Raw genomic sequence first — 25,986 nt, 5'->3', positions numbered from 1 at the left:
ATAATCCTTCATTGTGCAAGATATTGGTGTTTGAAGCTTCAAGCACCAATACCTCATTCCAATATTCTCTAATCGATTCAGTATGAAGAATTTTCATAAAAGTAATAAATACACTTTTGTACTAATACATAACCAACCTTGCTAACTCGGTTTAAAAGCGTAGAACATAACAATGGAAGGATTAAGCAAAAGAGCCTTAAGCATGATACTGCTGATAGTATTGAACTAACTCTGCGCGGGAGATCTTTATGCCAGTACTTAACAAGCTGGCTGGCAGTAAATAATAGGCATCTGGGCATTTGAACTTTTCTAAATAGCGCTCTAAAAAGTGTTGATAGGCTTGAGCGTCGAGTGGCATTTCGCTATCCCTATCAATCTCGCCCTCAAGATCAACAAATGCAACTGGCCTTTTTCCATATTGCTTATCATCTACTGCAATCACTAAGGCTTGTTTGATGGATGGATGGCGATTTAACACTGCTTCAATTTCTTCACAATGAATATTCTCACCACCTGAAATAAATTGATTGTCTGCCCGACCGATAATCACAAATTCTTCGGGTTTGCCTATTTGTTGGTAGCTATGCCCAAGGTCTTTGGTATCAAACCACGGTTGCTGCTGAGTCACTAACGGCGTTAATTGCCCTTTGAGCAAATAGCCAGCGGCTAATGTGTCTCCAGCGACATAAATACGCCCTTGATCGAGTTTGATTTTACGTTGTGGTAATAACCAGCCTGCTGTTGGACTCTCATCGACGGGTTTAGCAATTACGGTTGAGGCCATTTCAGTCATCCCATAGCCCACCCAGCAGTCAATACCACGTTGTTTGGCTTGCTCAATTAAAGGCATCGGAATGTGCGATCCCCCCAAAAGAACACGTTTTAAAGGTAAAGCTTGTTTGCTCTCTAATAAACGTTGTAACTGCAAAGGAACTAAAGAAGCATGAGTGACTTGTTGGATCTCCGCAGACAAATGCCCTTCACCAACCATTAGGCGAGCCCCTTTCACCATCCAGCGCCAAATAATAGACAAGCCAGAAACATGGTAAATCGGCAGACTCAATAACCAAGTATCCGCTTGTTCAAACCGAAACTTAGCTAATAAACCTTCGGCACTCGCGATGTGATGCTTTACCGCATGTACCACCGCTTTAGGTGTCCCCGTTGAACCCGATGTGAACACAATGCTGGCTAATTGCTCTCGGTGAAACGGTTCTCGCTGAAGTGATTCTTGGTGAAGTGTTTCTTGGTGAGATAGGCTGGTAATAGACCGCTGATAGCCTCGCGATTCAACGCGGTCTAGAGAATCAAGACTCTCGACTGAATCAGTGTTCAGGAACGGATCTAGAGATAATGACGACACCTGAAAATCTTGAGCATTTAATGAGGATACCTCATCACTTAACCACAGAAAATCAGCGTCAATGATGTCCAACTTTTGCGCGATCGCGACTTTAGGTTGAGGAGGCATCAAAGCGCACAATGCCCCTAACCGTAGTGACGCTAAATACAGTAACACCCCATTAATATGATTCTTGCCAACTAACGCAATGACGCTTTCTTTGGTCACCCCTTGCGCTTTTAATAACGAAACCAAGCTGTCGATCTGCTCATCCAGTTGTTGCCAAGTATAAGATTGCCGAGGCGTAATGATAGCCAGATCAAGAGGGTGAGAGAGTCGCCATTGCTGTATTAAATCCACTTAAGATTACCACTGTTGAATAAGTTGCTGCTCTTGTAAAGAGATTAACGGTAGTGGACTGTCAGGCCATCGGCGCTCTAATTGCGCTTGAAATAGCTGTAACGTATCCAAACCCGGTGTTTGCTGTGGGGTTTTCCAAGCAGAAAAACGAGCCAATTGACTCAAACCCAAACTAGTCTCAAGGCTTGAGCTGATCACCGCTTGTAAACCATGCTGATGAGCAAAATCAATGAATTGTGAACAGCGCTCTAGTGAGCCAATCAAGGTTGGTTTTATGACCAAGGCTCCCACATGCTCCCCTAATAAAGTTACAAGCTCACGTTGATGCCAATCGCTTTGCTGGATCGTTTCATCCCAACCAATCGTAATGCCGGTTTGATGAGCAAACTCTCGACTGAGCGCTTCGGTTTGACATGGTTCTTCTAAAAACGCAATTCGTGAGCGAAATTCAGGCATCACATATTGCGCAAATTTCAAGGCTTTTTCTAACGTCCAACTGCGATTGGCATCTAAACGCAATTGAAGATCAGGAATCGACTCTAAGAATAAATTCACCAGCATGCCATCACGAATAGGCTCATACAGCCCTACTTTAACCTTGGCCACTTTTTGCCGTCCTTCTTGGGACATAGCGTCAAATACCGGTAATAATTCATCTGGATCGCCGCTGCATAACGGTGCCGCTCGATATTCACCTTGGCTTGGTAAATCACCTTTAAGCTCACATTGCGCCATAGACAACGCAAAGGCCACACTCGGCGATAGAGACTCATCACTAGGCCAAAGACCGCTGCTGTGCCAAACTTGTAGTGCGTTAATCAATTCACTTTCTACTTGTGGCAAGCTTTCTTGACTGAAACTTGGCAGTGGTGAACACTCACCATAGGCCAAAGTGCCTGCCTCCTGCAGTTCGACAATATAACCTTCTCGTTGTGATAGGCGCTGATCACGTACGATCACCCCACTGTCCATAGGTAATTGGTAACGATACAACTTGGCAGAACGAGTTAATGAGTTGGAATTGGACATAATTTGATTTACTTCGTGATAGTCGATGAAAGTTGTTGGATAAATTCCGTCACAATGGTCGCAAATTCATTCGGTTGCTCATGGTGAGCATTATGACCCGCGTGGTTCACTTTGCGATATTGCAAGCCACTTTGCTCCGCTAATGCGACGAACTTAGTGTCTTTATCACCGCAAACATACAGCAAAGGTAAAGTCAGCGAAGTTAAAGACGCTAATAAATGTGGTTGCTTGGCCAATGATGTGGCTCGTAACACACAAGCCAGTTGCGCTCCTAAGTTATCGCTTCTTAGTTCAATCAAGTGCTCTCTTTGCGTCGGCGTTAATGAAGCAAACACACCTTGTTGATACCAATCAAATAACACTTCGTCCATGGCTTCTGTCGCAAATCGCTTTGACCAATGTTTGTCATTTTCCCAACGTAATACTTTTTCTTCTTCTGTCGCTAAACCGACATTGCCACCTTCTAAAATGGCACCTTGCACATTCAACTCAGTAAAGCCAGCTTGGGCAAGTCCATACATTGCAATGCGCGCACCTAGCGAATAGCCCACCAGCACCAAAGGCGTGCTCGTCGGAAGGCCAGATTTTTGTAGGGCTTCTAGCACCGTCGTTTGTACTTGTTGACACGCTTGTGCAAAATCATCAACTTCACAATATTTACTCACCCCATGACAAGGTAAATCAAGGCAAATCGCAGCAGAGCAATTCAAATACTCAAGAGTGGCACTCCAATCTTGACTCGAACCTAAAAAACCATGCAAAAAAACCGGGATCGGTGACGAACGGTGTGATTCTACAGAGGAAGACGGAATGACTGTGTGGCTATATAGCATGGGATTTTATTGCCTGTGTTATGGATTGTATTTGTTGTGATGCTTGCTCTGGAGGGGTGATCACTTCCACGACCAACGCCGTGTTTATCTCCCCCTTAGCAAAGCCATCTAAATAGTGTTGTATCCCATCAAGGCATGATGACCAAGATTGAGGATGGATATAGTGTAGACCAAACTGTTTCGCCGCATGTTCAAACTGATAACCATGAGGCATTTGGTATAAGCATTGTTTTTGCAGCTCAGGTACGGGTAATAGATCAAAAATAGCCCCACCATCATTGTTGGTGACTACCACCACATGAGGGTGTGCAACCTTACTCAACAAGGATAATGAGTTCAGATCATAAAGCAGAGAAGTATCACCAATTAAGGTCAGCATGCTTGCTTGTTTACCGCGCTGCACCCCAGCGGATGTTGCAATCAACCCATCAATGCCCGAAGCACCTCGATTAGTATGAACATTGATATTCGGTAACGGGGTTAACATATCTAGTAAGCGAACAATCAAACTATTACCAATAAATAATTCGGCGGCTGGGAGTAAATCGAGCAATTCTGGTAACGCTAAAGCCAATTGGCATTCCGTCAGTTGGCTAGCCGATTGTATTTCATGAGTAACACGCTGTACCAACGAGGTTGCTGATTTTAGCTCATCAGCCCAGCCGCAGGTTTGGATGCGTGTAGCCCCAATGGCACAATCGAGCAAAGTGATACTGGCAGAGATCGAAGCAACGGTACGTAATTGTGGTAAATGATCCGGATTTAAGACACTGACATTTGAATCAAATAACCAATAGGAGCAAGCTCGTTGGCTCACTTGTGGACGCAGCCATTGGCCTAAACGTTTCGAGACTAAGCGAGCGCCAAATTGTAAAATACACTCGGCTTGAGATAACACCTTGGCGTAATCATCATGTTGTAGCCATAAATCAAAATGAGCCCAGTCGCTTGTTACGCCAGATTGCGGATCGGCCAAGATAGGCCAACCAAGTTGCTCTGCCCACCTTTTAACTTGTCGTGCTTCAGACAACGGCATCTTACCAATAACAATCACCCCTTTTAAGCTCGGTAACTGACTCACCAGTGCTTGTTGCTTTTCATTGGTCAGTTCTGCCACATGATAACTGGGATAGGCTTGTGCAAACGAAGATAAATCAGGCAAGGCTTTCATTGCGTTCTCTCGCTCGACTTGATAGCCATTTTTTTCGTCCAGTGACTGAATATAAAGCGGTTCAGGGAAAGGACAGTTAATATGCAATGCCCCCCCCACCAGAGATTGATAGGCCAGACCTTGTTGAATCTCAAGCAGGCAATGAGTTAAAGCGTCGGGCTGGTTGCAGTTTGGACTTGGGAGCTCAATACTTTTACGTACATGAGAAGAATAGATCCCAGCTTGTACAATCGCTTGATTTGCCCCCACACCCACTAAATCCGCAGGACGATCGGCGGTCAATAACAGCAACTTCTCACTGGTTAACCCAGATTCTGCCACACTGGGTAATAAGTTTGCGACGGCCGTTCCTGAGGTCACAATCACAGCGACCGGTTGCTGTGTGGCCTTAGCCAACCCTAAAGCTAGAAAACCTAACCCACGTTCGTCAAAATGCGTATGAATGGTAATGTCTGAACGTTGCGATAATTCTAACGCTTCCAAGCTCAGCGGTGTTGAGCGAGAACCCGGAGCAATACAAATGTGTTTAACCTCGGCTTTGGCTAAAGTGTCTAAAATCGCTTGTGACCAAATGCGATTTAATCCCGCTTGACTCATTGCATTTCACCGTCTTCTTGTTCTATCGGATAATCCGTAATTAAATTTAATAATGTCGCTGTTTTTCGGTTAAGTTCTTGCCATTCAAACTCAGCCTCAGAGCCAGCCACAATACCGGCCCCAGCATAAAGCTTAACCGTATTGTCCACCAAAGAAGCGCTGCGAATTGACACACAAAACTCCGCCTTATTATGACCAAAATAGCCCACAGAACCACTATACCAACCGCGAGTAAAGGGTTCGTTCATGCGTATAAAGTTCAATGAATCTTCTCGCGGCAAACCGGCAATCGCTGCCGTCGGTTGAAGCGCACTTAACAGCTGGACACCTTTTACGCCCAAAGATAAATTACCGTGTATATGGCGCTTTAAGTGCTGCACTTTGCGTAATTGAATAAGTTGAGCGTCTGGTTGTACTTCAATACTTTCAGTATAAGGCGTCAATCGCTCAATGATATCATTGACCACAATCTGATTTTCACGCTGATTCTTATCATCATTTAATAACCAACTGGCTAATTGGTGATCTTCTTGCGGATCATCGCTGCGGCCAATTGTCCCCGCCAAAGCTTCCGTTTCAACCATATCCCCTAAACGACGGTATAACCGCTCAGGCGTGGAGCCAACAAAGCTCTGATTGGGAGCCAATGAAAAGAGAAAATGAAAACTGTCTAAATTGAGATCTCGACTGGATTTCAATAATTGCACCGCACTAATGGGTTTTGCTAATTCCACCACAGTTTTTCTGGCCAACACCACTTTTTCAAATTCATTCGCATCAATGGCTGACAAGGCCTTGGACAGAATATGCTTCCATTCATCAAATTGAGGCGAAAACACCACATAACTTGGCTGAGGCATTAAAGATTCCAGCGCTTGATATTGGCTATTTAAACTGGTTAGCGCTGCGATGGTTCGCGTTCCATCTCCTGATACGTTGGCATTTAATGTCCATTGATCATCTTGGCGAATCAGTTCAATTTTAGGAAGAAAGAAATAGGAAGATTGATGGGTGGTTTTTGCGTGCTCACTATCAAAGGCTTTGCCACCCCATACTCGTTGCTCTTCCCCTAGCATGGTATAGGCTGCTAATGGATCAGTAAAAGTATGAATTTGCGCTAGCGCTACCACCTCTTCACGTGCATCTCGAGATTGCCAATAAAATCGAGGATATAACTCTTGCCCAGAGAGCCAATCGACGGCACTAAAATCATGGGGAAGATCCACACTTTCTGAAATGCGGGTTTCATTGGGAACCAGTCCTTGTCTAATGCGTTTAATTAATCGCTCTATCACTTGGTGTAATGCAGACAAGTCGACCTCTCATTTTGCTATGGCTTAACAAGGATACCGGGCAATCGAACCCTATCTCTACCTTGTTTCGCACTGTCTTTTTATTCAAGTGGCATACTCTAGGGTTTCGAACCTTGCAAATCAAGCAGTAACCTCTTTTTCAGCTTAAATCTTGATCTCAACGCCTCTCCATAAGAATAGTGAAACTTGCTCCTTAAGGTGGATAATCTGGGCATTTTTTTCTATTCCACTAAAAACAGCCATAAATATCGTATTGACCATGCGACTGAGTATGGTTTGCTCTGAAAAAATAGTGTAACTTGAAGCCTCATTATCATTAACAATCAGTGGGTATAAGGCTATGAACAACATCGAGATGTCATCAAAACTCGATAATGTCTGTTATGACATACGTGGGCCGATTCTAAAGCATGCAAAACGTATGGAAGAGGAAGGGCAAAAAATATTAAAACTGAATATTGGTAACCCGGCCCCATTCGGTTTCGACGCCCCTGATGAAATTCTTGTTGATGTCATTCGTAATCTGCCGACTTCACAAGGTTACTGTGATTCTAAAGGGATTTATTCGGCACGTAAGGCGGTTGTCCAACATTATCAAAAGTTAGGCTTACGTGACTTAGAAGTGGAAGATGTGTATATCGGAAACGGTGCCTCTGAACTGATCGTCATGTCAATGCAAGCGCTGCTTAATAATGGCGATGAAATTCTGATCCCCGCGCCAGATTACCCATTATGGACTGCGGCCGCCTCTCTTGCAGGAGGCAAACCGATTCATTATATCTGCGATGAATCCTCTGATTGGTATCCTGATTTAGACGATATCAAAAGCAAAATTACGCCACACACACGCGGTATTGTTTTAATTAACCCCAATAACCCAACGGGCGCCGTCTATAGCCGCGACTTTTTATTACAAGTCGTCGAAATAGCGAGACAGCACAACCTTATTATCTTTGCCGATGAGATTTATGACAAAATTCTCTACGATGGAGCGACCCATACTTCTATCGCAACATTGGCTGACGATGTCCTCATGGTGACCTTCAATGGATTATCAAAAGCCTATCGTGTGTGTGGTTTCCGTGGCGGCTGGATGTTCTTAACAGGCCCGAAACACTTAGCTAAAGGCTACATTGATGGGTTAGATATGCTGGCCTCGATGCGGCTTTGTGCCAACGTACCGATGCAACATGCAATCCAAACAGCATTGGGCGGCTATCAAAGTATCAATGAGTTGATTTTACCTGGCGGTCGCTTACTCGAGCAACGCAATAAAGCTTACGATTTGATCACGCAAATCCCCGGGATCAGTTGTGTAAAACCCAAAGGGGCGATGTACCTCTTCCCTAAAATTGATGTTAAGAAGTTCAACATTACTGACGATGCGAAATTGGTGCTCGATTTCTTAGTACAAGAAAAAGTACTGCTGGTTCAAGGTACGGGCTTTAATTGGCAGCAACCAGATCATTTCCGTATTGTTACCCTCCCACATGTGGAAGACTTAGAAATTGCCATTGGTCGTTTCGAACGATTCTTAGCTGGCTACAAACAATAACCCCAAACAGGCTTCTTTAAAGAAGCCTGTTTTGTATCGTTACTCAAGAAAAAGAGAGAATTATGCAACAACAAAGTACCTTTATGGCCTGGGTGACTCGCATGCCCTTAATTAAGCGTTGGGCCTTAATGCACTGTTTCCAAGAAGAAAATATTTCTGAACATTCACATCAAGTGGCGATCATCGCCCATCTATTAACCGTAATCAAAAATAAACGCTATGGGGGGTCACTCAATCCTGATCGAGCAGCCGTAGTGGCGATTTACCATGAGATTTCAGAAACTAAATTACAAGATTTAAACTCCAAAACCAAATATCATAACCCTGAATTTACTCGCGCTTATAAAAAGCTAGAACATATTGCTGAACAAGAATGTTTAAAAACGATACCAGCAGACCTACGTCAAGAATTTGCAGGTCTATTGGTACAAGATAATGTTGAAAAAGAGTATAAATCTATCGTTAAAGCCGCTGATATTCTAGCCGCCTACATCAAGAGCCTAAATGAGCTGAGATTTCATAATGATGAATTTACCCACGTACAAGAAGGGTTAAAAACCACTATCGATGAGTTATGTCTTACCATGCCTGAAGTGAAAGATTTCATGGATATATTTTGTGATAGCTGCACCACAACTTTCGATAAAATATCTGGATAACTTGATCCAACTATCCGATGTAACGTCCATATCGTAAATAAGATCTCTTATCCTTCAACTCGACAAGATAATGGAAGGATTTGTGTGGTTCCGAGGTCTTGCAAATAAAGTATTTCCAGCTTTTCTACATCGTTAAGTTGAAAATTTTTATGAGTAAATGGTGGCAAATACCCCGAATGATCCAGTCCATTTATTTTTAAATAATTAAAATAAAAGGGACTCTCATTCACGATTTTAACTTCACCATTCTTTTGTTTTTGACAATATACCTCTTTAATTGAAGTGAACGATTGATCTTTCAGCTTACTCGGCCTAAGAAACAGCTTTATCTGTGTGGTCATGCTTACAATGATTTTATTTTCATCATTATCTGGTGCGGGAGGCACTTCATGTAAATTCAACAAATATAATTGTTCTGCCGATGTGGTTAATGCCTGCCCTGAATAATAAATATTTAAACGTTTTTTTTCACCCGGTTGTAACTTCGCCACTGGAGGTAACACCACAAATGGCGAGGTTGTTTCATCAGGTAGTGCATCACTATTTTCATCGGTAACCCAAGTTTGCATGAGTACCGGATAATCATTAGTGTTAACCACATACATGACACGTTCAGGTTGTGCATCGTCCATCACCACACGACTTTGATTTAACAATAATCCGCCATAGCTTGAGAGTGAAAACCCTAAGCATAGGAGTGTGGTCAGATATTTACTGTACTTTAATAATAATTCGCGCATGTGCATTAACCTTACCCGCCGTCACGCTACCAGAGGTTGGTAACTTTTCCAAACTCACAGTAAGCTGCTTAATATAACTCGTATGTCCTGTTTGAGCACTGCCCACAGTTTCTACATTTTCAAGTACGGGTACCCACCCAGCGGAGCGTCCAGATGCAGTCCCAGCTAAATAACCGGTAGAACGAACAAATGGAATATTAGTCCCTTGGCTATCCCACAAGCGTATTCCAACATTCTGAGCAAGCGAACTGTCTGTCGCATAATTATCTGATAAAAGATAAGTAATTCCCTCGCCACTAATTAAGCCTAATAGACTTGCTTGACTCTCAACTTCGGCGCTCGCCATAAAGCCTAATGCGGTTTGATTCGTTCCCACACCTGACTTCACATCATTCTCACATTCCAAAGAAATATTGAGTGACGCTTCCACTTTATTACCCGCTTCTAAAAGTTGAGTTGAGGCAGTAGGAAAGAGCACAACTGGAGTATGATTTCTTACCACGCAAGTTGGAAAATAAGACATTGTCAGCCCAGTCCGCAAGCCAAAAGCGACACCGTTATCTAACCAAAAGTCAAAATTAGTGGCCGAGTCTTCACCTTCTACATCAGCGTACCCAATATAAAGATCCGGGCCTCCTAATTGCACATAAAAATTAGGCTGAGTACAAGTATAAGAGCGAGAAATCGTTAATGAATCGAAGCTGGGGTTACTCCCACAGTAATTAGAACCAGAATTTGTTGGCGCAGATTCTGTTGAAACTCGGGCTAATTCAACACTGTAATTACTAAGGTGTTTTGTCTTAACATAAATTTTTGTCCCATCAGCACTGACTTCGTAATTTTTCAACGGCGCTTTTTGCCAAATACGAGACAGTACTTTACCACTATTTAAATGGGTTGTTTTTAAACCCAGATATGGAAACCAAGTGGCATAATAACCCGGCATTCCGTCATTTACTGATGCACCATCACCATTACCAATCTCCCAATAACCGCCAACCCGATCATCACCATTCGTAGCAAAAAGTTCATAAATTTCATCTTTATCCGCATAATCACAAGTCATCAGAATCGTTTCTGCTTGACTATACTTGCTGGTAGTCGGTGAAACGGTAATGGTGGATAACACCGTACCTACAGGCTGCAAATAAGAGCTACCCAAATTGATACGTCCAAAGTTTAGTATTGCGGAGTCACCATCGGCTGTCGAATCTTTACTGGTATCAACCGTACATTTGGCATAACTTTGAGAGCTCAACAATAAAGATAAAATCAACAAGCCCAATTTATGTTTATAAGATACTCGCATCATTATGTTTCCTTATTTACACACAGAATCCAATCGGAAAAACCGAGGAGCTGATGCCTTATTTTTGAGATGGGGAACTTGATAATGAACAACACATTGCTCTTTACCCCATTGAACATTCAATTTTCCTTGCTGTGTTGCAACACGTGCATAAATAACCCCATTTTGTCCAACGATACCCACTTCTTGATTGTCTTGGTCAGACACGGTAGCGCCTATCGGTAGCTTCTTGGTATTTTGACCTTGTGAAACATCGATTAACAATGGGTAACCTTTACGAGTTTGTACCTCAATCGCAACAGCTGCCCCAGCCATCGGCACCACTTTATGCCCTGACGACATAATTTCGACATAGGGGCTGTATTCTCCACCTAGCATCACATCATTTTCACGATAGGCAATCAGATTGGGCACTAAAGCGTAATCATTAAAGCCCACCTTTTGACCATAAGTATTTAAAACATCGGCCCCTTCTGCGCCTTCAGCATGAACAATGGCAAAGGTTTCACCCAGTGATTGGGCTAAATTAATGCCTCCGGAGTGCAACACTATTGAACCGGTTGCATTCGCTCCATACTGAAGATAATCGTGCCCTTTGGTATAGTTTGCTCCAAAGGTGCCAACAGAGGTACGTTTATTCACACCTAAATAATATCGATTACTATCAATACCCGTATTTGGCATTTGGCGGCTTGCTGACACGTTATAGCTTAACGTTTTGTCCTCACCTAATGTCCCTGACATCCCTACATCCACACTATCACCATAGTTTTCAGAATAGTTATAGCTTGAAGTCAACATATGCTGCGCTGAAAATAATGGGATTGAAATAGATGCCGTCCACAAATCCTCACTTTGTCGAGTATTCATATCCACTGTCGTATATTGTCGAGAATAATTAATATTTAAACTGACCGAGCCAAATGTAGTTGAATAACCCAAACCATATTGGTCATCATCTTCTTTCCCATCGCGATAAGTACGCTTAGTTCCATTCAGGCTTATCATGCCCATCCGTCCCAGATTTTGGTTAACACTTAACGTCATTTCTTCTCTTTGCTTATAAGAAGATGAATAGTATTGAGAGCCAGCAAAATCATTACGGTTTAAGACATCGGTTAACTCTCGATAACCATCGGTTGAATAATGATAACCGGCTACCGTTAGAGTCGTTCCAGTATCAAAACTACGACTGTAATCGACACCAAACTTCCAACCATCTAGCCAAGTATGCCCATAAGAGCGATTGGTTAACGAATACACCATTTCAGCCCCAAAGGCACCAAAGGATGTATTTAAAATAGACCCGACACCAAGTGCATAATAATCATCAGAGACACGAAGATCGGCATTGGCAGTGATTAAGTTAGACAAACCCACTTTATAACTACCATCCACCAGCCAGTCATCGGCGGCATAATCTTGGCTCTCACCAATAGAAAGAGAAAATTCATGTTGTCCAAGACGCAAGGCCCCTGGACGTGAAGCATAAGGCACCGTAAAGGTTGAAACTTGACCATTTGCTTCTATCACCTCAACTTGCAGATCACCTCGATAAGCCGTTGGATACAAATCGGAAATTTCAAATGGCCCTGGAGCAACCGAGGTCTGATAAATTTTTTGGTCTTTTTGTTTCACTACAACCAGTGCAGCCGTTTTGGCAATACCACGGATCACAGGCGCGTAACCTTGTTGTGAGTCCGGGTACATTCTCGTATCACTTTGTAATTGCATCCCAACAAAACTTAAATTACTTAATTTTCGGCTTTGAGTGTTTAACTCACCCAGTGAAAAGTCAGCCATTAAGTCAGGAATGGCTCGACTGACATAAGTACGAACGGATTGGAGACTGGTATTAGAATCGTTGTTAAATTCATTATAAGTATAAGTGGATTGGTTTCTGAAACGCCACATCCCGATATTAATACCTGAATATAAATTTAAAAATAATGACTCGCTCGAAGGGTTACCATCAAATTCCGTGTGATAGTAGTTAGTATTATAATTAACAAATAATGCTGAGGTACCGACCTGCCATTGTTGCGGATCAATATAGCCTCTTGGTTTATTATAAAAATAAGCTTGAGGAACCGATAAAGAGAGACGTAATGCTGAAGAATCAAAACTTATATGCGTATCGTCTACTTGAACGGGGTTCAAACACGTTTGATCTGTGACCTCAATAGGGTGAATGTATTGGGTATGAACACCTAAAGATTTAAACCAACTCGCACTCAAACAAGGAAGTGTATCTGTTTGATTATTATAAAAATGAATATCTTCTCTTTGCACAAAAGTATCATTGACAAACACGTCGACAGAATAAACCCCAACCTCTAACTGATCGTTATTAATAACTTGCTCAATCTTAGCGAAATCATAACCATTGCCTAACAGTAATGCTGGAAAAAATTGACTATCAGTATCATTACTTGCCAAAGCTATAGTAATAGGAAACAATCCTAAAAGGCAGATAAAAACTAATTTGATAGTATTTTTCATCACATAATCCTTTATTTATTATTTATTGCAACCCTCATATTTCTAGTAAAGGTGCCTCCTTGGTCATTAATAAAAGAGACTTTTACTTCTTCAGGGTTTTTAATCGCTAACGATTTTTTAAAGCTAGAAAAAGGTGAAATGGTTACATTATTAATCATCTGTTCTTCATTTGAACTTTTCACTATAACATTGGCAATATTAATATAATAACCAGAATCATTTTTAATATTTAAAGAGCCTTTCTTTATATTATAGGTCAACTTATCAACTGATTTAATTAAAGAACTTGCTAATCCCTTTGGTCGATAAAGTACTTTAACTCTATTTTTTAAAACCACGACCATTTGATTATCATTGGTTTTTGATAATGGGAACTGAACAAAATTAAAATAAAAAATACTCTCTCTATCTAAAGGTAGCTCTTGCCCGCTGTACATCATACGGAGAACTTGGTTTGATTTGCCTTGTATTTTGAACATGGCGGGCATTAAAATAAAATCACTATCGGCATCTTCGGGGGTAGAATCGATGTCACCATTATCAACCCAAGCCTGAATAATATAATCTGAATGATCATTATTATTAAAAACGATATCTTTACCTAAAGTATTTGAAGGATAGATAATCCGAGTGTTACCCAGGGTAACACTGGCCATTGCATTAACGCTAAATAGCATTAATAGCAGTATTTTTATAAAAAATTTCATTTTAATTCTGCCTGCAATCCATTGGTGAATAAAATAGGGCCTGGGGGCGGCCCTATTTTTCCTACTTTTAGTTGTAAGATAGTGCGTACTGAACTGAACCTACAACAGAACCAGCCGTCGCACTGCCCGCGGTAGAGACATATTGCACAAAGTAGTCGGCAGAACCTGAAGTAGCCGCAGCATCCAAAGAAATGGCCTTGTCTTTAGTCTCAGATGGAGTATTCAAATTAATAACAGTGCTGGTTGGCGTTAATAATTGCAAAGCAACATTAGTTGCCGTACCTGCAACGTTAGATAAGTTGCCATCGGTATCCACATTATTCCCAACAAAAACAGTGCTTATTTTTAATTCTGCTCCTTCTGCTGGTGCTTCACACCCTGTCACACCAATAGTAAATGCCGTTTTACCAGCGGTTGCACCTGCTGCAGTTAAATCGGTAGTACTGACTGTTGGTAGTAGCACTGTCGGGTTAGCTGCATTACCATTGACAGTTACTTGACAAGTTTGCGCGGCGACCTCTCCTTGAAAATTAATCGTGTTATCGCTGGCTGCTGATGCCGTACCAGCGACCAAAATACCTAAAGTTAATACAGATAAACGAGTTTTATTCAACATAACACTTCTCCTATATCTTCTATCCAAAGCAAAATACTTTGAATAGAAATCCTTTCTAAAATTAGAAAAATAATAAATTTACAAAATAACAACACATGTAACGTGATAAAAACCAAATAAAATAATCATCATTTGGTAAATCTAATCTACGACTATTAAGTTACCGTAAAGCCAAATCGGTTTCTGTAGGAATTTTCCTATAGAAATGATTTATTGTCCTAATGATGAATAGGAATTGGCTTTGTAAAAAAAATGTGATTAGATAATAATTAGAGATGTAATGAAATATAGATAAAAATAAGCAAGCACGTAATAGTGATCGAAATCTAATTAAAAAAAACATTTCCTCGCAATCCATTTACACAAAAAATATACTCATTTATTAGACTTCCTATGAGAGCATAGTTGTACAAAAGGAAAAAAAATGTCAAAAGTATTAATTGTTGATGACCATCCTGCCATTCGTATGGCCGTAAAAATGTTACTAAAAAATGCAGGGATTACGGATTTATTAGAAGCTGACAACGGAGTTGATGCGCTCAAAATCATTAATAATGAGAATATTGATATCGTTATTTTAGATTTAAATATTCCTCAGCTCGATGGAATGGAAGTGTTACATCGCACCATAAAAAATAAACCTGAGATAAAATCACTAATCTTAACCACGCATACGAGTGATCATTTTGCTTTACGCTGCTTACAAATGGGGGCGACAGGGTTTGTCTCTAAAAATGAAGATCTCACTAATATAGTCACTGCGACCAAAGCCATTCTTTCTGGACATAATTATTTTCCAGCATCAACTTTGGCCCATTCACGTTCACGAAAAATCACCAATGAAGAACAGTTAGTTCAGACATTATCAGATAGAGAACTCATGGTGCTTCAACAACTGTCTCAAGGTTTTTCAAATAAAGAAATTGCCGAAAAAATGTTATTAAGTAACAAGACTATCAGCACTTATAAAGCACGGATTATTGAAAAAATCGGGGTAAAATCCATCATTGATTTAACCAATTTTTCAAAAAGAAATGGACTTATTTAAATGAAACGTTGTTTTCTACCAGGGCTAATATTTACTATTTTTTTATGTATTATCCCTTATGCTAAAAGTAATGATAAATACCAAACTCTTCAATTATTAGGTAGGGAACACAAAAGCAATTTACATGCCCAGTTTTCTCCGCAACAGCAAGCTTGGTTGGATACCAAAAAAACCTTAACCGTTGGCATCTCCACACCTAATCATGAACCTTATGATTTCACGCTCAGTCGAATCAATTACGAAGGTATTTCTGCTGATTATTTAGCTTTAATCTCACAGCTCACAAAGCTGAATATTGTCATTAAGTCCTACACCAACAAAAATGAACTCATTACCGCACTCAACAACCAGGATGTTGACCTAATTCCTAGTGCCAATCTTTATGAAAAAGTAAATGGGCCATTTGCACTCACTCAAGCCTATGCAATAGACAAAGTGGCACTCTTTTCTCGAGACGAAAAAATAGGGTTAAATACCCAATTTGAGCCCACTAATGAATCAATCAGTGTGGTTGACAATTACTTGCCTAAGCAAATGCTCAAAAATCTCTACCCGAATGTCCGTTGGCAAGTTTACCCATCAACCAATGAGGCCATCAATGCGTTACACTTCGGTAAAGTTGATTATTTTTTAGGGGACATGATAAGCGCAAATTACTTTATAAACCAAAGACTTGTTAATGGTGTAAAGCTTTATGCCTTCTTAAATATTGATACATCAGGCTTCTCATTCGCTTATCGAGAAACTGATACTCACCTTGGTGATATCATCAACACTTCTTTAAATGCTATCAGTAAAAGTACCAATAAGAATATTTTAAAAAGATGGAGTGCTGGTTCTATCAGTTACTTAGATAGCCCAATTATTAATTTTTCCAGCCAAGAAAAAGAATGGATAAAAGCAAATCCTGTTGTCAAATTCACCACTGCCGATACCTCAGCGCCCTTTGCTTTTAATGATAAAAATGGTCATGTACAAGGAATCATCAAAGACATTTTAAACATCATCAACTTTAAAACAGGTTTAGCTTTTGACTTTACCCTTTCAAACTCATTGAAAGAAGATACTGAATCATTATTAAACAATAAAGCTGACCTTTCATTATTAGCCGAAAGCGAAGAAAGAAAAAAAGGCCTCACATTCACACGCCCTATATTTCATGACAATATGGTCTTAGTCACTAGAGATGATACTAATATTGAAAGTATCGAGGACTTAAAACCAAATCGATTGGTGCTACAACGTTCTGATATTACCGTTTCTAAAATACAGTCGGATTACCCTAATATTGATTTTATTACGTCAGACAATATCTTAGAGTCCATGCAAATGATCAGTGACAAAAAAGCCGATGCAACCATAGTTCAATTAAGGGTGGCACAATATTATGTTATTCGTTATTTTAATACCAACCTCAAAATTTCCTCAATAATCTATCCTTCTTTATCCGTTTCGTTTGTTACCAACAAAAATAATCAAATATTAAACTCCATTATTGAAAAAGCCATCGTTTCGATTTCTCCTGATGAAATTGCAAATATCACCAATAAATGGCGTGAAAATGCGGCCTTAGAATCTCCTAGTTGGCGAGATTACAAAGCTCAAATCTACCTATTGATCTCATTTATTATTATCATTGCTATTCTTTCATTCTTTTGGAATAAAAGACTACATAAACAAATTAGTGTCCGAAGAAAAGCAGAATCAAAGCTAAATGATCAATTAATCTTTATGCAAGCTTTAATCAATGGTATTCCCCATCCAATCTATGTCCGTGATAAAGATTTAAAACTAATCGCTTGTAATCATTATTATTACCAAGCCTTTAATCTATCAAAAGAATGTGCATTAGGTAAAACACCATTAGAAATCAAAAAAAACTTTCAAGATGCACATGAATTTGAGGCTGATTATAAAAAAGTGATTCAAGAAATGACGCCAATTTTAATGGATAGATGCATACATTTGAATGGAGCTCTTACGGATATTTATCATTGGATTGAACCCTACTTTGATAACGATGGTCAGTGCCAGGGTGTAATTTGTGGTTGGATAGATATTAGCGAAAGACAACATCTTATTGCCCAATTGGAACAAGCCAGCCGAGCTAAGACCACCTTTTTAGCTACTATGAGTCATGAAATACGTACTCCGATGAATGCCATCATTGGGTTACTTGAGTTATCGATTAAAAAAGCCAATCTTGGTGAGCTCGATCATTCTGGATTAGAAGTTGCTTATAAATCAGCTCATGAATTACAAGCCCTTATTGGTGATATCTTAGACGTAGTACGAATTGAATCTGGCTATGTGAAACTGTCACCTCAGCGTGTGAATTTTAGAGAAGCTTTAGAGGGGGTTATTAGAATATTCGATGGGTTGGCTAGGCAAAAATATCTACAATTGAATGTCAAGATTGATCATCGTATTGGTAATGAGATCTTGCTTGACCCGATGCGTTTTAGGCAAATACTAACCAATTTATTAAGTAACGCAATTAAGTTTACCGAACAAGGAAGTGTCTCTTTAACAGCCAAATTACTAGACTCATCCGGGAGCATTCCTGGTCAGCAAAAAATTGCGATCATTGTAGAAGACACGGGGATGGGAATGGACATCCAAGCTCAGCATAAACTTTTTCAACCTTTCGTTCAGGTACATAATGACGTCACCAAACAAGGTACAGGGCTTGGTCTATCCATAGTAGACTCTTTATGTGAGCTGATGGGAGCAAAAATTCATTTAACCAGTACCTTACATAAAGGAACTAAAATAGAAATTCAATTAACCGTTGACACTTTGGCACCAGAAAATAAACCAGAGCATGATTTTTTAATAACGCCAAATATTGAAAAAAAATCAAGAAAAGTATTGATCATTGATGACCATGCAGCTAATCGATTATTACTTTGCCAACAATTACAATATCTTGGTTATCGTGTTAAATCAGCAAATAATGGTGAAGAAGGCTTACATCTATGGTCTAGTGAGCAATTTCATATCGTTATCACTGATTGTAACATGCCTATTATGAATGGTTATCAATTAACAGAAAACATAAGAAAGATTGAAGAAAACAATATACATTCAATCCCTACTTATATTATTGGATTTACTGCCAATGCCCAAACTGACCAATATCAACGCTGCATTGACGTAGGAATGAATGACTGCTTGTTCAAGCCGCTAAGCTTAGATAACCTAAATCAGGCATTATTAAAAGAGACTATTTTCTCCTCTTCTATCAATGTTAATCAAGATAATCTAAGTATTGATATGACTCAGATAATAAAAGAAGTCATCAAAGAAAATAAAAATGACAAAGAAGCACTTGAAAGAGCAATAAACAATAAAGAGAGAGTAGTCATAAAAGAAATCGCCCATAAAGTTAAAGGGGCAGCAAAAATAATCAATCAAAACAATCTGGCCAAGCAATGCCAGATTTTGGAAGATCACATAACAAACAACGATAAGTTTGAAGCAATAAAAATAACTTCATTGCTAATATATAAAGAAATGATGCTATTAGAATCAAACAGTATTGAATAATGGCTTTTAAGTAATTTCAATAGGATGCATAGGCTTTGAAAAGTAATAACCTTGAGCGAACTTGCATCCTATACTTTTCAAAATTGAAAGTTGCTTTTTATTCTCTACCCCTTCAACGATAAAAGACAAACCTAAGTGCTTAGCTAATACCTGAGTTCTTTCTATTTTATTTATGCTATTAGGGTTGATAACTGCATTTTGTATATAACTCGAATCTAATTTAATTTCAGAGAATGGGAACTTTAATAACCTTGATAAAGATGAATATGACTTTCCATAATCATCCATGGAAATTTTTATTCCTTTTTCCATAAACTTTAAAAGATTCATTGTCACATTTTCATTGTCAAATCCAGACGATGTTTCTGTAACTTCAAAAATAACATTTTCAAACTCAACCTTCTTACTTTCTATCAAGATGTTCACTTTGTCTGCAAAATCAAATTCTTTTAGCTGCTGAACATCAATATTATATGAAAAGGTTATGTTATTTCTTTTCTGATTAATCTTTTCTTGAAAAACAAGGCCCATTGAAAAAACATTAAAAAAGAAAGCATTCCATAAATCATTCTGCATAATAAATGGAATAAAATGCATAGGTAAGATTGCACCGTATTGTGAGTTATTCCAGCGAGCAAGGGCTTCATAACCAATAATCTCTTCGGTATCTATATTATATTTAGGTTGATAATAATATAAAAATTCTCTTTTTAATAAGCCTTCTGTGATCATTTCAATCCATAAACTATGACTTAAAGAGACGTTTTGATTGACTTGAGGATCAAACATCAGCTTATTCATAAAACCTCCTTGATATGTATAGATTTATTTTATATGTTTATCTATACAACTCTATAAGCGCAGTCTCATGATAATGTAGGAATTACCTTATTTTTGCGTCAGGTAAATCTTGATTTTAATTTGATGTAACCCCCCTCAATGTTATAAGGACATCAATGAAAAAGACCACTAACCCAAGCTGTCTATTTAATTCGTCCAATACAAACTATTGGCAAGAGCGCATCAATAATGAGCAAAAATTAAGGCGCAATGACCACCGCGATGTGTATCAGCGAGACCGCGCTCGGGTGTTACATTCGGCGGCTTTTCGACGCTTACAAGCCAAAACACAAGTGCATGGAACAGGGCTGAATGATTTTTATCGCACTCGATTAACTCATTCGCTTGAAGTTTCTCAGATTGGAAGTGGTATTCTAGAACAGCTCAAACAAAAACAGCCGGACTATCAACCCATCTTGCCGCCTACTAGCTTGATTGAGACCTTGTGTTTAGCGCATGATATTGGCCATCCACCCTTTGGACATGGCGGAGAAGTGGCTCTCAATTATATGTTACGCAATCATGGTGGCTTTGAAGGGAATGCTCAAACTTTTCGCATTGTGACTCAATTAGAGCCTTACACCGAGCATCACGGCATGAATCTCACTCGGCGAACCTTATTAGGCTTATTAAAATATCCAGCCTTAATTAGCCAAGTCAGCAACCCAAATCAACCCGCAGAAGTCGCTTCACCTCGACAATTAAAAGCGCAGGATTGGTTACCGGCAAAAGGGATTTATGATATCGACCATGACTTTTTAAACTGGGTTCTATTGCCTCTTGAGCAAAGTGATAAAGACCTACTTGCTACTCACCGTGTTCCCTCCACGGCTGGCCCATATACTCACAGTAAAACTCGCTTTAAATCCTTAGATTGTTCGATCATGGAACTGGCTGATGATATCGCTTATGGTGTTCATGATTTAGAGGATGCCATTGTGTTAAATATGGTTAATCGTAAACAATGGCAAGAAGGTGCGGCCAGTAAGCTCGCAGACTGTGGCGATGACTGGTTTGAAAAAAATATCGATACCTTAAGTGAAAAGCTTTTTTCCGGTAAACATCACGAACGTAAAGATGCCATTGGAGGCATCGTCAATGCTTTACTCACCAGTATTCATCTGGCACCCGTTTATTCTGAGCACTCATTTAATAATGAGTTACTCAACATTAACGCCTATTTAGATGCGCCAATGGCTTATGCACTAGATGTCTTTAAAAGCTTTGTCTCGCAATATGTAATTCATGTCCCTGAAGTTCAACAATTTGAATATAAAGGACAACAAATTATCATGGATATTTTCGAAGCGTTAAATGCTGATCCTATGCGCCTTTTACCTGAGGCGACAAAACACAAATGGCAAGAGGCTGAGCAACATCATCAAGGTGGCACAAGAATATTAGCTGATTATATCTCTGCGATGACCGATGGTTATGCTCAAAAATTTCATCAACAGTTGTTTTCAGCACATACCTTGTTTTAACCCACAGCGGTAGCACTGTACTTAGCAATAGCCCTGTGCTTAGCGGATAGCCCTGTGCTTAGCGATAGTTTCGTTCAAAGGTGCCCGCTGGCATTTGTGCGATCTGAAAATCGATCATATTAATAAATGTGGTCATTAGCGACGATGCATCGCAATCAGGGTCAAGGACATTTAAAGCATAAAACACCGCTTCAACCGTAGATAAATGCTGCTCTGATGGGGCTTTTCGGATCCGATAGTTCCCTTGAAGATGATTAGGAAGCATGATGGATGGAAGCGCGTGTAAATTTGTAGACAATTGCCACATTTTATACGCTTTCTTCCAAGTTCCATCGAGTATGATGAGACAGACTTGTTGGCCTGGATTACGACATATCTGCGGTTGATTAGTTGAATTTAGCTCGATGCTGTGTTCATTAGGATACAAAACCAATGGCTGAATCTGGGGGTCTTGTAACAAATGATTCAGCCCATCATGGTGAGAAAAATCTTCCCCAACCCAGCGCTCACAGTGCTCTAAACTCAATTCAAGTATCTTTGCCGTCCCCATTGGGCGCTTGGTTTCCGATGGATGTTGCAAAATAACCACCTTAACTTGCGAGTCTATTGCTTTTATCCATTGGCAAATACAGGCATTATGAGCCTTACCACATTGCACACAATATCGAGACATGAAATTTAAACCGTTCCTTTTACTACTCACTATGACACTTTTGATGGGGCTTTTTCAGCTCCCTCATTTAGGGTACATCCTCCAATGGGATCATCAGGCTATTATCTCTGGAGAATGGTGGCGGATCGTAACAGGAAATTTTACCCATACCAATCTCTATCATTTAATCATGAATATATTCGGTCTTTGGATTATCGGCTTTATTTTTCGAGCACAACTGGAATCGCGTAGCTTATTGCTTATTATCTTAGGGATCAGTACCGCGATTGGCAGCTTACTACTCTTGACTGATTTATCACTGTATGTGGGCTTATCCGGAGTGTTACATGGCCTCTTTGGATTTTATGCCTTAAAAGAATATCGCTCAGGGAGGCAATCAAGCCTTTACCTTGTAATAGGGCTGCTAATTAAGATTTTATGGGAACAAAACTTTGGCTCCCCTACTGGCACTCAATCGTTAATCGATGCGCCAGTAGCGCTAAATGCACACCTATTTGGTACATTATCGGGCTTGATTTTGGCTCTGCTGACTGGGCGAAAAAAAGCCCTAATCCAATGAACTAGAGCTTTCTATTCACCTTACAAAAGCCAGAAATAAAGATCGGCTTAAAGAAAGATCAACTTAAAAAAGGATAAGTTTATAAAAGTATAAACTTAAAGAAGAATACGATTTTTATTTTTATCTATGGTGGCCTGACCAATCCCTTTCACTTGTTTAAGCGCATCGACATCCTTAAATTTACCATGTTGGTTACGATAATCGACAATATCTTGCGCTTTTTTCTCACCAACACCTTGTAATAAAGTTGCAATTTCCTTGGCATCAGCCGTATTAATATTCACGGTGACCTCTATGCCTTCATGCTGCTTAGTCGATTTTGTTTCAGCCGCATTCACTATACTCGTCGGTAATGTGAACATCATCATCAATAATAAAAATGAATATATTTTACGCATAAGTACACTCCCTTGTTTTATAAAATCGAGGCCAGTTTAAAATATCTTACGCACTAAGCACGCCTCCATTTTCAGCTTGAGAGCCACAGTAAAAAAACATTAATTAATAAACAGGACAATTACACATAAAGACGTAACACCTTGCTCTTTGTGTCTCAAAGTATGAGAAAAGTAATACCAATCACACTTATTAGATGATCATACTAAGTAGATAGTCAGAAATTACGTAGAAATAAGACTTGAAAACAAGATATAAAAAAAGGCCACGATAAGCGCGGCCTTTAAGAGAGATAACGTGGTTGAGAGGAGGGTAATTACTCCGCTGCTAATCCATGATATTCAATCGATGTTGATTCACGTAATGACTTAATCAACACTTCAAGATCTTGTTGATTATTCATACGCAACAACTGAGAGGCAATCTGTTGTTCAAACTGAGCATCTGAACCACTAGTCACTTTATTTAATTTAACGATAGTGATATTACCTTGGTCATCTTTAGTTTGAGCATAAGTAGACGCTCCCTCTTGTGGGTGAGGCATCGCAAATACTTTATTGGCTAATGGAGAACGACGATCAATGCTTTGTTCACTAGCAAAAGAAAGATCATTATCAGCCAATACTTTGTCTTCACCTTTTTGTAGAGCTTCAACTACTTTATTCGCTAACGTTAACGCTTGTTGTTCGCCTTTTGTTGCAAGCAGTTGAGCCTTAACTTGCTCTTTGACGTCATCAAATGGCAGAACGGTTTCATCACGAACGTCATTCACACGAACAACCACCACATGCTCAGGTGCCACTTCTAGCACTTCTGAGTTCATACCTTCTTTCTTCACATCAGTGTTTTCTAACGCTTGAGCGACTGCTGGGATCTTTAAAATCTCAGGAGCATCTGCTTGAGAAATAAAATCTGTGGTTTGAATTGATTGTGAAATGGCTTTTGCCGCTTCATCTAATGAATCTGGCGACTCAAAAGCAACCGATTCTAGTTTAGATTGTAATGAATAAAACTCATCAACCGCTTTTTGATCACGAAGCTCTGACTTAATCTCTGCGGCTACTTGTGAATATGGCTTCGATTGTGGCGCTTTCACATCTTCAAGTTGAATGATGTGATAACCAAAATCTGATTTAACTACCTCAGAAACATCACCTTTTGCTTGTAGATTAAAAGCAGCATCTTCAAACTCTGGGTCCATAACCCCTTTTTCAATCCAGCCTAAATCGCCACCTAGCTTCGCACTACCAACGTCTTGTGAGCTTTCTTTCGCAACCGTAGCGAAATCAGCCCCAGCTTTTAATTGAGCTAACAGTTCTTCTGCTTTGGCTTCGTCATCTTTGATCAAAATATGACGAACTTTACGTTGCTCTTTTGTTGAGTACTTATCGAGGTGATCTTGATAATATTGCTGAGCGTCTTCATCACTCACTGTAATCGTATCTTTCAGTTTTTCAGCCGACAGTTCAACATAAGCGACTTTCATTTGCTCTGGACGCTCATAGTTTTCAGAGTGTGATTGATAGTAAGCTTGCAACTCATCTTCGGTCACTTGTGCTTTTTTCGCAAAATCGGCAACACTTAACGTAATAGTTTGCACATCACGTGTTTGAGTTAACAAATGCGTTTGCTGCTCTACTTCATGCGGTAGCGTAAACTCACTATCTTGCAAAGCTGAAACCACCTGATTGCGTAACAAATCTGTACGTAAGTATTCAGCAAAACTATCGGCGCTAAAGCCTGCACGACGTAAGGTAGCTGCATAGATATCTTGATCAAATTTTCCGTTTGTTTGGAATTGCGGCATGGTTAAGATCAATTGACTGACTTGGTCATCACTGACACGCAAGCCTAGTGATTTAGCATATTGCTCAATCAAGACATCATTGATCATGCGGTCCAATACACTTTTACGGAAAGTTTGCACGTATTGAGGGTCACCCATTAACGTAGAAAAGTAGTCACCCATTTGGGATTGCATACGATTACGCTCATTTTGATAAGCTTGCTCAAACGCACCACGTTCAATCGTTGTACTGCCGACTTTGGCTGCAACGTTGTTGCCACCACCGCCTAAATAACCACTCACTCCTGTAAAGACAAAAGAAAGAATGATTAACCCCAGAATAATTTTAATCGCTATACCATTTACGCCTTCGCGTAGTCGATCCATCATAATCAGACTGCTCTCTAAAAACTAACTGCCACTAACAACGGCATCACCATGACACCTTTCTTAGCAAGATAAAAATATAACGTCGATGATATCAGAAAAAGAAAAGCGCACCAGTAAGATGCGCTTTTTGATAAAGAAAGATTGAGGTTAGACGTAAAAAACCTCAGCGTTTTCCCATAAACAGGAAAACACCATCAAACAAATTAATTACACGCGTCTTTCAATGCTTTACCTGCTTTGAATGCAGGAACTTTTGCTTCAGCAATTTGAATTACATCACCCGTTTTAGGATTACGACCGGTACGTGCCGCACGAGTACGAACACTAAAGGTACCAAAACCAACCAATGCAACTTGCTCATCCGCTTTAAGAGTTTCTGTTACAGCTTCAATAAATGCATCAAGAGCACGACCTGCTGCTGCTTTAGAGATGTCAGCGTCTGCTGCAATTTTTTCTACTAATTGAGTTTTATTCACTTGTTGTTCCCCTTTTAGCTATTAACTTGGCGCTAATAGCAAATCGTTCCGT

At 39.8% G+C, this 25,986-nt stretch carries 21 protein-coding genes; 6 read left to right on the top strand and 15 right to left on the bottom strand.

What is annotated here, in order from left to right; translation table 11 throughout:
• Positions 1 to 196: 196 nt before the first annotated feature.
• The 5 genes from menE to VCA1004_RS04315 are packed head-to-tail and all read right to left on the bottom strand — an operon-like array spanning position 197 to position 6,645.
• Positions 197 to 1,702 (bottom strand): o-succinylbenzoate--CoA ligase, encoded by a 1,506-nt coding sequence (gene menE, locus VCA1004_RS04335; protein WP_086982899.1) that lies wholly within the window; start codon positions 1,700 to 1,702, stop codon positions 197 to 199.
• 6 nt (positions 1,703 to 1,708) lie between these two features.
• Complete coding sequence (gene menC / locus VCA1004_RS04330; protein ID WP_086982897.1) at positions 1,709 to 2,731, bottom strand: o-succinylbenzoate synthase; 1,023 nt, start codon at positions 2,729 to 2,731, stop codon at positions 1,709 to 1,711.
• Between the two features lie 8 nt (positions 2,732 to 2,739).
• The gene (menH, locus tag VCA1004_RS04325) at positions 2,740 to 3,564 is read right to left on the bottom strand and encodes a 2-succinyl-6-hydroxy-2,4-cyclohexadiene-1-carboxylate synthase (protein WP_086982895.1); all 825 of its coding nucleotides are present in this window, start codon (positions 3,562 to 3,564) and stop codon (positions 2,740 to 2,742) included.
• Positions 3,554 to 5,332, bottom strand: a complete 1,779-nt coding sequence (gene menD / locus VCA1004_RS04320; RefSeq protein WP_086982893.1) for a 2-succinyl-5-enolpyruvyl-6-hydroxy-3-cyclohexene-1-carboxylic-acid synthase — start codon at positions 5,330 to 5,332, stop codon at positions 3,554 to 3,556. The genes menH and menD overlap by 11 nt, the downstream gene beginning before the upstream one ends.
• The gene (locus VCA1004_RS04315) at positions 5,329 to 6,645 is read right to left on the bottom strand and encodes an isochorismate synthase (RefSeq protein WP_086982891.1); all 1,317 of its coding nucleotides are present in this window, start codon (positions 6,643 to 6,645) and stop codon (positions 5,329 to 5,331) included. The genes menD and VCA1004_RS04315 overlap by 4 nt, the downstream gene beginning before the upstream one ends.
• A gap of 340 nt (positions 6,646 to 6,985) precedes the next feature.
• Between VCA1004_RS04315 and VCA1004_RS04310 the strand changes: the two genes are divergently transcribed.
• The gene (locus VCA1004_RS04310) at positions 6,986 to 8,200 is read left to right on the top strand and encodes a pyridoxal phosphate-dependent aminotransferase (RefSeq protein ID WP_086982889.1); all 1,215 of its coding nucleotides are present in this window, start codon (positions 6,986 to 6,988) and stop codon (positions 8,198 to 8,200) included.
• 62 nt (positions 8,201 to 8,262) lie between these two features.
• Positions 8,263 to 8,859 carry a 5'-deoxynucleotidase gene (gene yfbR / locus VCA1004_RS04305; RefSeq protein WP_179949574.1) on the top strand — a complete coding sequence of 199 codons (597 nt, stop codon included), beginning with the start codon at positions 8,263 to 8,265 and terminating at the stop codon, positions 8,857 to 8,859.
• A 47-nt stretch (positions 8,860 to 8,906) separates the two neighbouring features.
• Here the strand turns inward: yfbR and VCA1004_RS04300 are convergent, their stop codons facing one another.
• From VCA1004_RS04300 to VCA1004_RS04280, 5 genes are all read right to left on the bottom strand, one after another.
• The gene (locus tag VCA1004_RS04300) at positions 8,907 to 9,599 is read right to left on the bottom strand and encodes a fimbrial biogenesis chaperone (RefSeq protein WP_164520822.1); all 693 of its coding nucleotides are present in this window, start codon (positions 9,597 to 9,599) and stop codon (positions 8,907 to 8,909) included.
• Entirely contained in the window at positions 9,571 to 10,911 is a 1,341-nt protein-coding gene (locus VCA1004_RS04295; RefSeq protein ID WP_086982883.1) for a fimbrial protein, read from the bottom strand. Before VCA1004_RS04295 ends, VCA1004_RS04300 begins: the two co-directional genes overlap by 29 nt.
• 9 nt (positions 10,912 to 10,920) lie before the next feature.
• Positions 10,921 to 13,410 carry a fimbria/pilus outer membrane usher protein gene (locus VCA1004_RS04290; RefSeq protein ID WP_086982881.1) on the bottom strand — a complete coding sequence of 830 codons (2,490 nt, stop codon included), beginning with the start codon at positions 13,408 to 13,410 and terminating at the stop codon, positions 10,921 to 10,923.
• Between the two features lie 11 nt (positions 13,411 to 13,421).
• Complete coding sequence (locus tag VCA1004_RS04285) at positions 13,422 to 14,117, bottom strand: fimbrial biogenesis chaperone (RefSeq protein ID WP_086982879.1); 696 nt, start codon at positions 14,115 to 14,117, stop codon at positions 13,422 to 13,424.
• A gap of 67 nt (positions 14,118 to 14,184) precedes the next feature.
• Positions 14,185 to 14,733, bottom strand: a complete 549-nt coding sequence (locus VCA1004_RS04280; protein WP_086982876.1) for a fimbrial protein — start codon at positions 14,731 to 14,733, stop codon at positions 14,185 to 14,187.
• A gap of 424 nt (positions 14,734 to 15,157) precedes the next feature.
• On the opposite strand from VCA1004_RS04280, the gene VCA1004_RS04275 reads away from it, so the two are divergent.
• Positions 15,158 to 15,781 carry a response regulator transcription factor gene (locus VCA1004_RS04275; protein ID WP_086982874.1) on the top strand — a complete coding sequence of 208 codons (624 nt, stop codon included), beginning with the start codon at positions 15,158 to 15,160 and terminating at the stop codon, positions 15,779 to 15,781.
• The gene (locus VCA1004_RS04270) at positions 15,782 to 19,330 is read left to right on the top strand and encodes a transporter substrate-binding domain-containing protein (protein ID WP_086982872.1); all 3,549 of its coding nucleotides are present in this window, start codon (positions 15,782 to 15,784) and stop codon (positions 19,328 to 19,330) included. It abuts the gene before it with no gap.
• 6 nt (positions 19,331 to 19,336) lie between these two features.
• On the opposite strand, the gene VCA1004_RS04265 is transcribed toward VCA1004_RS04270, so the two are convergent.
• Positions 19,337 to 20,131 carry an EAL domain-containing protein gene (locus VCA1004_RS04265; protein ID WP_086982870.1) on the bottom strand — a complete coding sequence of 265 codons (795 nt, stop codon included), beginning with the start codon at positions 20,129 to 20,131 and terminating at the stop codon, positions 19,337 to 19,339.
• A 155-nt stretch (positions 20,132 to 20,286) separates the two neighbouring features.
• Between VCA1004_RS04265 and VCA1004_RS04260 the strand changes: the two genes are divergently transcribed.
• The gene (locus VCA1004_RS04260; RefSeq protein WP_086982868.1) at positions 20,287 to 21,654 is read left to right on the top strand and encodes an anti-phage deoxyguanosine triphosphatase; all 1,368 of its coding nucleotides are present in this window, start codon (positions 20,287 to 20,289) and stop codon (positions 21,652 to 21,654) included.
• A 58-nt stretch (positions 21,655 to 21,712) separates the two neighbouring features.
• Here VCA1004_RS04260 and VCA1004_RS04255 read toward each other — a convergent pair whose 3' ends face one another.
• Positions 21,713 to 22,327, bottom strand: a complete 615-nt coding sequence (locus VCA1004_RS04255) for a tRNA-uridine aminocarboxypropyltransferase (RefSeq protein WP_086982866.1) — start codon at positions 22,325 to 22,327, stop codon at positions 21,713 to 21,715.
• Here VCA1004_RS04255 and rrtA point away from each other — a divergent pair.
• Positions 22,326 to 22,886, top strand: coding sequence for a rhombosortase (gene rrtA / locus VCA1004_RS04250; protein WP_086982864.1), 561 nt, complete (start codon positions 22,326 to 22,328; stop codon positions 22,884 to 22,886). The genes VCA1004_RS04255 and rrtA overlap by 2 nt on opposite strands.
• A 95-nt stretch (positions 22,887 to 22,981) precedes the next feature.
• On the opposite strand, the gene VCA1004_RS04245 is transcribed toward rrtA, so the two are convergent.
• The 3 genes from VCA1004_RS04245 to VCA1004_RS04235 all read right to left on the bottom strand — a co-directional run bounded on the left by VCA1004_RS04245 (position 22,982) and on the right by VCA1004_RS04235 (position 25,934).
• Positions 22,982 to 23,284 carry a ComEA family DNA-binding protein gene (locus VCA1004_RS04245; protein WP_086982861.1) on the bottom strand — a complete coding sequence of 101 codons (303 nt, stop codon included), beginning with the start codon at positions 23,282 to 23,284 and terminating at the stop codon, positions 22,982 to 22,984.
• 314 nt (positions 23,285 to 23,598) lie between these two features.
• Positions 23,599 to 25,458, bottom strand: coding sequence for a peptidylprolyl isomerase (gene ppiD, locus VCA1004_RS04240; RefSeq protein ID WP_086982858.1), 1,860 nt, complete (start codon positions 25,456 to 25,458; stop codon positions 23,599 to 23,601).
• A gap of 203 nt (positions 25,459 to 25,661) precedes the next feature.
• Complete coding sequence (locus tag VCA1004_RS04235; protein WP_086982857.1) at positions 25,662 to 25,934, bottom strand: HU family DNA-binding protein; 273 nt, start codon at positions 25,932 to 25,934, stop codon at positions 25,662 to 25,664.
• Positions 25,935 to 25,986 lie beyond the last annotated feature (52 nt).

This window comes from Vibrio aphrogenes (assembly GCF_002157735.2).
Classification (GTDB): Bacteria; Pseudomonadota; Gammaproteobacteria; order Enterobacterales; family Vibrionaceae; genus Vibrio; species Vibrio aphrogenes.
This window is presented reverse-complemented; position numbering and strand designations above follow the sequence as displayed.